Here is a 404-nt window from a genome sequence, read left to right on the forward strand (position 1 = left end):
GGGTCCAGGGTGAAGCCGTACACGCCGGTGCCCACGGTCAGCACCAGCATGGTGGTGGGGCCGTAGAGGGCGTAGCCGGCCGCCATCTGCTGGGTACCGGGCTGCAGGAAGTCGGCCTCGGTCACGTCGCGGCCGCTGTCGATCACGTCCTGCGGCGCGCGCAGCACGGAAAAAATGCTGCCGACCGAGACGTTGACGTCGATGTTGCTGGAGCCGTCCAGCGGGTCGAACACCAGCAGGTACTTGCCGCGCGGGAACGCCGCCGGGATGTTGCTGGGCGCGTCCAGCTCCTCGCTGGCCATGCCGGCCAGGTGGCCCCCCCATTCGTTGGCGCGCAGGAACATCTCGTTGCTGATCACGTCGAGCTTCTGCTGGGTTTCGCCCTGGACGTTGACGCTGTCGCC

The 404-nt window shown here is 68.1% G+C and carries 1 pseudogene; it reads right to left on the reverse strand.

The features are described from left to right. Positions 1-404: pseudogene (locus HA630_RS00355) on the reverse strand (class 1 fructose-bisphosphatase); the annotation flags it as partial.

This window comes from Aquabacterium sp. A08 (assembly GCF_011742065.1).